Annotated in this window: 9 protein-coding genes and 1 pseudogene; 5 read left to right on the plus strand and 5 right to left on the minus strand. The window is 72.5% G+C overall.

Annotated features, from left to right (window positions below; genetic code table 11):
• The first annotated feature begins 378 nt into the window (after positions 1-378).
• Entirely contained in the window at positions 379-942 is a 564-nt protein-coding gene (locus IE294_RS28810) for a cysteine hydrolase family protein (RefSeq protein ID WP_189890888.1), read from the plus strand.
• 67 nt (positions 943-1009) lie between these two features.
• On the opposite strand, the pseudogene IE294_RS50150 reads toward IE294_RS28810, so the two are convergent.
• A pseudogene (locus IE294_RS50150) lies at positions 1010-1439 on the minus strand (hypothetical protein); the annotation flags it as partial.
• Positions 1440-2011: 572 nt separating this feature from the next.
• Here IE294_RS50150 and IE294_RS28815 point away from each other — a divergent pair.
• The 4 genes from IE294_RS28815 to IE294_RS28830 all read left to right on the plus strand — a co-directional run bounded on the left by IE294_RS28815 (position 2012) and on the right by IE294_RS28830 (position 6888).
• Positions 2012-2605 carry a MarR family winged helix-turn-helix transcriptional regulator gene (locus IE294_RS28815; protein ID WP_229917392.1) on the plus strand — a complete coding sequence of 198 codons (594 nt, stop codon included), beginning with the start codon at positions 2012-2014 and terminating at the stop codon, positions 2603-2605.
• 208 nt (positions 2606-2813) lie between these two features.
• The gene (locus tag IE294_RS28820; RefSeq protein WP_189890890.1) at positions 2814-4946 is read left to right on the plus strand and encodes an MMPL family transporter; all 2133 of its coding nucleotides are present in this window, start codon (positions 2814-2816) and stop codon (positions 4944-4946) included.
• 168 nt (positions 4947-5114) lie between these two features.
• Positions 5115-5702: an RNA polymerase sigma factor gene (locus IE294_RS28825; RefSeq protein WP_189890892.1), complete on the plus strand. Its 588-nt coding sequence runs from the start codon at positions 5115-5117 to the stop codon at positions 5700-5702.
• A gap of 178 nt (positions 5703-5880) precedes the next feature.
• Positions 5881-6888 carry a MerR family transcriptional regulator gene (locus IE294_RS28830; protein WP_373315859.1) on the plus strand — a complete coding sequence of 336 codons (1008 nt, stop codon included), beginning with the start codon at positions 5881-5883 and terminating at the stop codon, positions 6886-6888.
• 526 nt (positions 6889-7414) lie between these two features.
• On the opposite strand, the gene IE294_RS28835 is transcribed toward IE294_RS28830, so the two are convergent.
• From IE294_RS28835 to IE294_RS28850, 4 genes are all read right to left on the minus strand, one after another.
• On the minus strand, positions 7415-7792 hold the full coding sequence (locus IE294_RS28835; protein ID WP_189820396.1) for a toxin Doc: 378 nt from the start codon (positions 7790-7792) through the stop codon (positions 7415-7417).
• Positions 7792-8031 (minus strand): hypothetical protein, encoded by a 240-nt coding sequence (locus tag IE294_RS28840; protein ID WP_189820395.1) that lies wholly within the window; start codon positions 8029-8031, stop codon positions 7792-7794. The genes IE294_RS28835 and IE294_RS28840 overlap by 1 nt, the downstream gene beginning before the upstream one ends.
• A gap of 599 nt (positions 8032-8630) precedes the next feature.
• Positions 8631-9806, minus strand: a complete 1176-nt coding sequence (locus IE294_RS28845; RefSeq protein ID WP_189890894.1) for a hydroxymethylglutaryl-CoA synthase — start codon at positions 9804-9806, stop codon at positions 8631-8633.
• 17 nt (positions 9807-9823) lie between these two features.
• Positions 9824-10606, minus strand: a complete 783-nt coding sequence (locus tag IE294_RS28850; protein ID WP_189890896.1) for a thioesterase II family protein — start codon at positions 10604-10606, stop codon at positions 9824-9826.
• Positions 10607-10724: the final 118 nt, after the last annotated feature.

Raw genomic sequence — 10724 nt, forward strand, 5'->3', positions numbered from 1 at the left:
CCCACGGTGGTGCAGCTACCGGTGCGCACCGGATGCGCAGTGCACAGCGTGAGGCCTGATCCGGTGTCAGGGGTGCACGGGACGGATCAGGTACGGCATCAAGCTCTCCTCACGATGGCCACCGCGCGATCCGCGGCGTCGTCCTCGCATGCTCGGCCTGCTGATCGGGCTGCTGGCTTCGCACCTGACGGGCGATGCTGCGCATGACCGAGTTGGGACACACTTGGTGATCTCAGGGTGAGAAGACGTCGATGAGAACTGACAACGGTCATGGGCGCACTGCGGCGTGACGCTGATGAGGATCTCCGAAACCTCCGCCGCGGCTCGGTTGATCCACCAGACTTGCTCTTGTTTCCCAGTGGAGAAGGGACGGCAAGCATGGCGAACAGCGCACTTCTGGTGATGGACGTCCAACGGGACGTCGTGGCCATTGCCGACGACGGTTCCGGATATCTGCGGCGCTTGCGCGGGGCGATCGACGGTGCCCGGGCTGCCGGCATCCCCGTGATCTACGTGGTGATGGGATTACGGCCGGGCGATCCGGAAGTCAGCCCTCGCAACAAGGTGATGACAAATGTCCTGCGGGCCGGCCTGTTCACCGAAGGGGCCCCTGGCACAGAGATCCATCACGATGTCGCGCCCCAGCAGGGCGACGTGGTGGTCACCAAGAGGCGGGGGAGCGCGTTCTCGGGCAGTGACCTCGACTTGGTACTCAGGGCTCGCGATATCGACAGCCTTGTTCTCACCGGCATCGCCACCAGCGCTGTAGTGCTGTCCACCTTGTGGCGCGCCATCGACCTGGACTTCGGCCTCACCGTCCTGGCGGACGCCTGCCTCGACACCGACCCCGAGGTGCACCGGATGCTCACCGAAAAGCTGTTCCCGCAGTGGGCAGATGTCTTCGCCGTCGAGGACTGGCTCAAAGCCATCGCACCTCAATGACGTGAGGCCGTCCGGAACCTCGCGTGCGGGGCAGGACGACATCGACTCCCGCCTGCCGGGTGAGGTCAGCGGCGTTCTGGGCTGCTGCCCGGGGCCTGGGAGAGGGCCAGGCGTCGGAGTCGGTGCCGGCCTGGCTCAGATTGCCGCCGAAGGTCAGCCGGTCCACGATGGCCGCGCAGAGCCGGGGTCGGTCAAGGTCTTGGTCCAGCCGCTGAGAATCTCGTTCGAGGAGACGGACGACTGGACGACCACCGGATCGGCGTTCGGCTGCGCCTCCTCTCACGAGGGAAGGCGACGCCCTTGATCCGCCGTTCCGAACGGCGGCGAGTCCGATCCACGCACTGAGCCGTCACCAGTTCGGCGAGGAAGCCGCGGTGTGACCCCCGGTTGCGGGCGGCGGCCTCGCCCCACTCGGGGAACTGAGCTCGGACAGTGCGCAGCCGCAGCATGCGGCAGCCCGTCTGGTCTACGGCAGCGTCGGCGGCCTGTTCGGTCAGCCCGCCGTGGTTGCAGCAGCTGGTCGTAGGTCGCGACCGACGGCAGCGGCCGGGTGTCGGGCGGCAGGTGGGCCGGCAGCCCTTCGGTCAGGAACGTCACCCTCGCCCCGCTCGTCCCGGATCTGCCGTAGTCGGCGGGGCTCCGTCGGCCTCAGCGGCCTTGCAGGCCTCCAGCGCGTCTAACGGCACTGCCGCCAGGGCCGTACGAACCCCGTGCGAGCCTTCGCGATCCGTCCGCCGCGCTCGCCCCGAGCACCGACGCCACGCGACAAGGGCCCATCGGTCCCCGGCTGGGCCGATACCGTGCGCTTCAATACGCGCCCAGCGGCCAAGCGAACGTATGGAGCGGACGCTTCCGAAGCCGCAGGGACCGGACGCGTCGTGCCCGGCGCGCGAAGGGGATGAGGCATCGGCAAGTCGGCGAGGCCGAGAGAGTGCGACCACCGGGCCGGTGACCGGACGCCGTCACTCCGCTCAAAGGCACCCTGGCACCGCCGTCGCCGGCCGCGCCGAGTCCTGGGGAGGGGGGCGTCCGCTGGGGTGACCCGCGAGTGCCCCGGTAGGATGCGCCGGTGAACACGGAGTCGAGCGCGGGGCGCCGATCGGGGCGGCGCGCAGGAGCCGCGGCGGGTCCGAACGCCACTGCCGGCGACCCGCACGCCACGGCCGCCGGTCAGCCCGCCGCCGACGCCTCCACGGGCGACCTCCCCGTCTTTCCGGGGGACCTGTCGGCCTTCGCGGTCCAGTTGCGCCGCATGCACGGTGAGGTCGGGCGGGTCATCCATCAGTACGCGGCCCGCCGTAACCTGCACGCCACCGACGTGCAGGCGCTGGCCGCCATCCTCGACGCGCCCGAGCCGATGACCCCCAGCAGGCTGCGTGCGGTCCTCGGTCTCACCTCGGGCGCCGTCACGGCCTGCATCGACAGGCTGGAGCGCGCCGGGCAGGTCCGCCGGGTCCGCGAGGACGCCGACCGCCGGGTGGTGCACCTCCACTACGCCGCCGACGCCCGCGCGGCCGCCCGTACCCATTTCCGGCCCCTGGCCGACGCCCTGCGCCGGGCCGGAGCGGACTTCGACGCGGATGAGCTGACCACGGCCCTCAGGTTCCTGACTGCGCTGAACGACGCACTCGCCCAGGTCTCCGGGGAGTCCGCCGGCCGCTGAGGCGCCTTGGCGTCCCAAGTGCGGCCGGCGCCCACGCCGGAAGACGGGCACCCACGCCGGAAAGTAGCACCCGCATCGGTAGGCCGGCACCCGCATCCGATCCGCCGGTGCACGGGGAAGCACCGGTGACACTGTCTTGAGGTTGACATTACTCAATGATTGAGATTGTTTACCATCGAGCTTTCCCCTGCTCGCTCCAAGGAGTCACATGACGCCCCCGCACCCCCGAACCCGTGGCCTCGTCCCACTGGCCCTGATCGCCGTATGGCTGGTGGTCGGGGCGCTGCTGGGGCCCTTCGCCGGACGGCTCGGCGAGGTGGCCACCAACGACCAGGCCGCCTTCCTGCCCCGTAGCGCCGAGTCCACCCGGGTCCTCCGGGAGCAGACCGCCTTCCGGCAGCGCGAGACCCTGCCGGTCATCGTGGTGTGGACCGCCGACGGCGGGGGGCCCGTCACCTCACGGCAACGGCCGGCCACCGAGGCGGTGGCCGCGCTCGCCCGCATGCCCGGCTCGGCCGGATCGCCTTCCCCTGCCCTGCCCTCGCAGGACCGCGCCGCGCTCCAGGCCGTCGTGCCGCTGCGTCCCGATCTGGGCGACCGGCTCGCCCCCACGCTCGAACGGGTACGGGCGGCGGCCGAGAAGGTGCCCGGCACCCGGGTGCAGCTCGCCGGGCCGGCCGCGACCCAGGCCGACCTGGCGGACGCCTTCTCCGGCATCGACGGGGTGCTGCTCGCGGTCGCCCTGGCCGCCGTCCTGGTCATCCTGCTGCTGGTCTACCGCTCCCTGCTGCTGCCGCTCGTCGTCATCGCCGGCGCGGTGTTCGCCCTCGGGGTGGCCTGCGCGGTCGTGTACACGCTGGCCGACCACGGCCTGGTGCGCGTCGACGGGCAGGTTCAGGGCATCCTGTCGATCCTCGTCATCGGCGCCGCGACGGACTACGCGTTGTTGGTGACCGCACGCTGCCGGGAGGAACTGGCCGGTGGCCGGGACCGGCACGACGCCGCCCGCGCCGCTCGGCGCCGCTCTGCCCCGGCCGTCCTGGCCAGCGCGGGCACCGTCGCCCTGGGGCTGATCGCGCTGCTGCTGAGCGACCTCACCAACAACCGGGCCCTCGGACCGGCCGGCGCCGTAGGGATCGTCTGCGCCGCCCTGAGCGCACTCACCTTCCTGCCGGCCGTCCTCGCCCTCCTAGGCCGCCGCGCGTACTGGCCCGCCAAGCCCGCCGGCGGAACCGGTGCAGCCGGAGTGTGGCAGCGCGCCGCCCGCCTGGTCGACCGGGCGCCGCGCCGGGTGTGGGCGCTCGCCCTGACCGGACTGCTGGTCTGTTCGGCGGGCGCCCTCACGCTGGACTCGCGGGGGGTGCCGCTGGACGAGACGTTCGTACGGCAGGTGCCGTCCGTGGCCGCCCAGCAGACCCTGGCCCGGCATTTCCCGGCCGGCGCCGGCACCCCCGTGGTGATCATCGCCGACGCCGCCTCAGCCTCCCGGGTGGAACGCGCCGTACGCGACACTCCCGGCATCGCGGCGGTGACCGCGACCGGGGCCGGGGGCCGCCCGACGGACGAGCCGCGTGCCGTGGACGGCCGAGTGAGGTGGGAGGCGACCGCGAAGGCGGCTCCCGACACACAGGCCGCCCGCGACACCGTGGCCCGGCTGCGCGCCGGACTGCACGCGCTCCCCGGTGCGAACGCCCTGGTCGGCGGCTACACCGCGCAGCAGTACGACACCCTGCGCGCCGCCGAACGCGACCGCGCCGTCATCGTCCCGGTGGTGCTCGCCGTCATCCTCGTCATCCTCGTGCTGCTGCTGCGCTCCGTCGCCGTGCCCGTCCTGCTGGTACTGACCGTCGCCCTGAACTTCACCGCGACACTCGGGGTGGCGGCGCTGGTCTTCGGCGGTCTGTTTGATTTCAGCGGCACTGATCCGTCGGTGCCGCTGTACGGATTCGTCTTCCTGGTCGCCCTCGGCGTCGACTACAACATCTTCCTGATGTCCCGGGTCCGCGAGGAGACGCTGCGGCACGGCACCCGTGAGGGCGTCGGGCGAGGGCTCGTCACCACCGGCGGCGTCATCACCTCCGCCGGAGTCGTGCTCGCCGCGACCTTCGCCGCGCTCGGCGTGATCCCGCTGGCGTTCCTGGTGCAGATCGCCTTCATCGTCGCCTTCGGTGTGCTGCTCGACACCCTGGTGGTGCGCTCCCTGCTGGTGCCGGCGCTCGTACGGGACGCCGGGGACCGGGTGTGGTGGCCCACCCGGCCCGGCGCCGGGGAGCGGGACAGCCGTCCACCGGCTCCGGGCGGGCGCCCCACGGTCGTCCTCCGGCGGGAGGACGGCGCCTGACGGGCGCCCGTTCCGGTGCCGTTCCGGCGGCGTTCCGGCGGCGCGGGACGGAGCGGGACGGGGCAGGGCGGCGGCGATCCGATGCAGACCCGATGCGAGTTGCCGCCCGGGGCTCCCGGACGGACCGTGGCTGCAAGGCGTCGAGCCACCCCGGAAGGAGCAGGCCACATGACGGCACTTGCTGTGACCGAAGCCGAGTCCATGCCCATACCGCCCCCGGAGGACGATCTGGCCTCTCGTTTCGCGGCCGGGGACGAGGGCGGCATGGAAACGGTCTACCGCCGCTGGTCTCCTCTCGTCCTGTCACTGGCGCGGCAGTCGCTGGGCGACGGCGCGGAGGCCGAGGACGTCACCCAGACGGTGTTCCTCGCCGCCTGGCGCGGACGCCACGGCTACCGACCGGGCCGTGGCCCGCTGCCCGCCTGGCTCGTGGGCATCGCCCGCCGCAAGATCGCCGACGCCCTGTCCGCCCGCACCCGGCGCACGGACGCCGCCGCCGCGGCGGCGCGCGAGTCGCACCGCCCACCGGAGCCGTCGTACGCGCAGGAGGAGGTCCTGAACCGCGTGGACGTCACCCGCGAACTGCGCCGCCTCCCCGAGGCCCAGCGGAGGGTGCTGTGCCTGGCCTTCTACGGTGACCTGACGCAGACGCAGATCGCCCACGTCACCGGCTGGCCACTGGGCACGGTCAAGAGTCACGCCCGGCGCGGCCTGCTGCGCCTGGGCCGGAGTCTGGTCGAGGAGGCCACGGAATGAGCCCGCCGAACGGGCGGCGCGCAGGACGACGGACGACGGGCAGGGCCACCGGGCAGCGCCTCCGGGCCCGTCGGCCGGCGCGGATGCCGGCGGCTTCCCCACGCCGCACGCGCGTGTACCTGTCGCCGGTCACGTCCGCGCGGGCCCCGGCGCGCGAACACCGGGAGGACAGGAACACTTGACCACCGTGGACCCCGACGCGCAGTCTCCCGCCGCATCCCCTGCCGTACCGGGCGATGCCGGTCTGACCACCGGTGTGCTCGCCCGACGCCTCGGCGTGTCGCCCATGACCCTGCGCTCGTGGGACCGCCGCTACGGCATCGGACCGACCGCGCGCACCGAGGGCGGACACCGTCGCTGGACGGCGGCGGACGTGGCCACGGTCGAGGAGATGTGCCGGCTGACGGCGACCGGCATCCCGCCGGCCGACGCCGCCCGCGCCGCCCGTACGGCTGCCGCAGGGCCGCCTTCCGGGAGCGAAGCCGTCACCGCTCCGCCGCCCGCGGGGCGCTCGCGGGCCGCCGGCGCGCTGCCCCTCGGCGATGTGCGCCAGGAGTGCCGCGGCCTCGCACGCGCCGCCGTACGGCTGGACGCCCCCGCGCTGGAGAAGCAGCTCGCCGCCGCCGTCGAACGCCACGGCCTCGTGGTCGCCTGGCAGGAGGTGATGGTTCCCACCCTGCACGCCGTAGGACGCCGCTGGGCCTCCTCCGACGACCAGTACGTCGAGGTGGAACACCTGCTCGCCTGGCACGTCTCCACGGTGCTGCGCCGCAGCACGCCGCCCGCCGCCCCTGTGACTCCCCCCGGAGCAGGCTGCGTGCTGCTGGCCTGCGTCCCCGGCGAACAGCACACCCTGCCCCTGGAGGCGCTGCACGCGGCGCTCGGTCGTGAGGGGCTGCCGGTGCGCATGCTGGGAGCCGCCGTTCCCGTCGAGGCACTGGACGCGGCGGTGCGCCGGCTCGGCCCGGTCGCCGTCGTGCTGTGGGCCCAGGAGAGCACGCGGGCGGCCCCGGCCCTGGCCCGGCACGTGGCCGGGCTGCGCTGGGGCATGAAGGGGACGCGGCGCGGCCCGGCGGTGCTGCTGGGCGGTCCCGGCTGGAGTCGGACCCAGCCCCCCGTCGGCCTCAGACCGGCCGGGCTGACGCAGGCGGTGGAGGCGCTGCGGGCGCTGTACACCGCCGGGTGAACCGACCCACACGCCCCCGCCCTTGCTCCCACCGCCGGCTGCCCTCAGCGGGCGAAGCGCGCCGCGCGCCGAACGAACGAGGCCGCCGGCCGCCGGACCCCGGCGCGACCCGATGCCCGGGCCGGCGACAGCCGCCCGCTTCCCTCACGGTGCTTCCCGCGCGCCGCCGCTCCTCTTCCAGGCCGCCGAGACGGCTTGGACCCCGCACCGCGCGGCGCATGCGGGCGTTGCCGGACGGCAGCCGCCGGTGCCGGTGCAGGAAGGCCCAGTACCCGGCGGCGTACGAGGAGGCGCGCGGGCCGGTACGCTCGAGCGGCCGGTAGGCGCGGCCCTCGCACAGGTCGCTCATGCGGTGGATGCGGGCGTAGTCCGACGTGCACGGCTTGATGGCCGTCCGGCCGTCGAAAGGAGCAGGTCGGCTCGTGTTCCACGAGCCCCCAGGTCGGTCCGTGCCGTAACCCCCGAGGGCACTCTCCCGCGAACGCTCAACGCCGCTGGTCTGCCGTGCGACGTGGCGCGTCTGAATTCAGATGCGCCAGGAGCGCAGGGCCTCGGCGACGGCGTAGACGCTCAGCCGGGTGTCGCGGACCTTTTTGACGAGGTCGGACAGGGCGCCGTACGGGGGGTCGATGCCTTCGCCGGACTGATCCATGTACTGGGCGGCCACGAAGGCGGCGAAGAGGCTGTTGCGGTGGGGGAGTGGTTCCAGGCGCACGAGCGTGTGCAGGAGCGCGGCTGCCCGCCAGGCGGTGTCCGGGTCGGAGGCCTCAAGCGTCGGCATCCGGGTCTTGTGCCGGGCGACGGCCGCCACCAGCGCGGAGTAGTCGGTCACGGTCACGTCTTCGTGCCCGAGGGCGGCCTCCTGGACGTCGAGGAGCCAGGAGACGTCGATGTGCAGGACCATCAGGCAGCCGCAGCACCGTCGCCGCGCTGAGCGGGCGGGATCTCCTCGGGGAATGCCTCGTCGAACTCCCCGCGCAGCTTGTCGGCCCAGGCGGTGGCGCCGGCGACGAACCTCTTGCGGTGCATCTCGCGTACGCCGAGGTCGTGCAGATACTGCTTGAGGCTCTTGCCCTCGGCGGCGGCGGCGGCGCGCACACCTTCCATCTCCTCGTCGGAGAAGGACACGTTCAGTGATGGCATGACCCGATGGTACCTAGTTGGTACCACGCTTCTCAAGGCAGGTGAGCGAGCCCTGAGCAGACAGACCATGAGCCGCGTCTGGATCCGGTCAAGGGGGCATCGGGGACGCGGCGGCCGGGACGATGGCACCGGCGCCGTGCCTGCGCGGCGCCGCCGATGCGCTGCTGAGCCCGACAGGCGCCCCGGAAGCGACGGGCCTGGAGGAAGGCGGTCGCCACCCTCCGTGACGCGATCGACGCCCGCCCCGGCTCTCTCTGCACGGGTACGACCGCGGAGCGAGCAGGTGCCCAGCGAGCCTGGTACTGCGCCTGTCCCGAAGCAGGACCTTCCCGCTGTCCTGGCGGACGCCGAGAACTGGGAGTACCCGCGATCAGGCACGTGGCCGGAGTGCCTCAGGAGGGCGGCGCAGACCCGCGTGCGATCAACGCGGCCGTCCCGGCCGGCGCGGTGGCCGGAACCCGGTACTCCGCACCCCACACGACCTGCTGGACAGCGAGCGCGGCCCGAAGCCGTCCGCAGGCGCACGGGACTGACCGCCGGCGGTCACACCCCACGGGGGTGAGGGGCATACCGCCGGTGAAAGGGCCACGCGGTAGTCCTCAGCGCCTCTCGTATATGCGCTTGTGGCCGCGCAGCGCCGCCAGCCGGAAGGCCCCGGTGGTCTGCTGCGGAACGGGGTGGTCGCCGCCGTCGGTCGGCAAGGACCGCTCGTGCAACTCGCGGTAGGCGGCGTAGTCGAGAGTCCGGCGCCGGTCGATCGCCTCGCGGTGCGCCGAGGTCCGCAGGTGCTCACGGTAGCCGGGAGCAACGGTTCCGGCGAAGAACTCGGCGACGCTGCCGGAGCCGTAGCTGAGGAAGCCGACGGGCCGGCCGGCCAGGTCGTCCGCCTGGTCGAGCAGCGCGGCGAGGCCGAGGTACGCCGACGCCGTGTAGCTGTTGCCGATGACCCTGTTGTAGGCCGTGGTCCGCTCGACGGCTCGCCCGATCCGAGATTCGTCGGTGTCGTACCCGCAGGTGTTCAGCAGGTGTCGGTGCGCCTTGTAGGCCATCTTCGTGAACGGCTGGTGATAGCAGAACGCGGTGAACTCGTCGAGCGAACGGCCGCCCTGCTCCGTGTAGTCCTTCCAGGCGCTCTCCACCGCTTGCAGATACACGGTGATGGACTCCTCCCCGTCGACCAGCGCGGCGTCACGGTAGTTCGGCCGCCAGAAGTCCATGACGTCGACGGTGAACAGGCCCGACGGTTCCTCGATGCGGACCAGCGCGGGGTCCGCGGCGACCAGCATGGCCACCGCCGCCGCGCCCTGGGTCGACTCACCGGGGCTGTCCAGGTCGTACTTGGAGATGTCGCTCGCCACCACGAGGACCTGCTGCCGACGATCACGCAGCACGAGGCCGATGGCGAACTGCAGGGCCGCCGTGCCCCCGTAGCAGGCCTGCTTCAGCTCGACGACCCTGGTGGCCGACGGCAGCCCGAGCAGTGAATGGACGTACACACCGGCCGACTTGGCCTGGTCGATCGACGACTCCGTCGCGAACACGACCGTCCGGATCCGGTCGGCGCCGTGCCGGGCGACGATCGGCGCGGCGGCAGCCGCGCCCATCGTCACGACGTCCTCGTCGGCGGCGGGCACGCTCATCGACTGCTGGCCTATGCCCACATGGTATTTGCCGATCTCGGTGCCGTTGTGACCGGCGAGCGTCGCGTGTGGCAGGACGAACTCGGTCGTCGCACATGACAGATCGTGAATTCCTATGGCGCAATCGCTGGGCATGCTCTCTGCACCGACCTTTACTGTCTTGTTGTCGTGTTTCTGCGGGTGATGTGGGACAGACGGTCGATGAGCGCGGCCGTCACCTCTTCGCTCCGGTCCACGAGATAGAAGTGGCCGCCCGGAAAGACGAGCGACTCGAACGAGGCGGTGGTGTGGTCGCGCCAGGCATCGACGTCCGGGGACGAGACCTTCGGGTCGGTCCGGCCGTTGAACGCGGTCACGGGGCAGCTCAGGGGCGGGCCGGGCAGGTAGCGGTAGTCCTCCACCATCCGGTAGTCCGCCCGCATGACCGGCAGGGCGAGCCACATCAGCTCCTCGTCGGTGAAGACGCGCGGGTCCGTGCCGCCCAGCCCGCGCATCTGCTGGAGCAGGGTGGCATCGTCCAGCCGTGGGCCGAACTCCCGCCTGTGCCGGGACGGCGCACCGCGTCCCGACACGAACAGGGCGACCGGGGGACGGCCCGCGGCTTCCAGCCGGCGGGCCGTCTCGAAGGCCACCATCGCGCCCAGACTGTGCCCGAAGAGGACGTACGTGCGGTCGGTCCAGGGCGTCAGCTCGGTGACGAGCACTTCGGCGAGTGCGGTCAGGTCCGTCATCGGGGGTTCCGTCCGGCGCTCCAGGCGTCCGGGGTACTGCACCGCGAGGACGTCGATGTCCGGGGCCAGCCGCCGGGCCAGGCCGCTGTAGAAGGTCGCCGAGCCGCCCGCGTGCGGCAGGCACACCAGCCGGACCGGCGCCTCCGGAGCGGGCGCGTACCGCCGTATCCACGACGAGGCGAGCGATGATTCGCGCGGGGACATGCCCCTCCTTGGGGTGGTTGTCGCCGCTCACTGTAGAAACGGCCGGATCCGGCGCACATCCCTCGCCCTGGTAGCCGCAGGTCCGGGCCCGGCGATCTCCTACCAGGCTGAGGGATGT

This window comes from Streptomyces canarius, assembly GCF_014650735.1.
Taxonomy (GTDB): domain Bacteria; phylum Actinomycetota; class Actinomycetes; order Streptomycetales; family Streptomycetaceae; genus Streptomyces; species Streptomyces olivaceoviridis.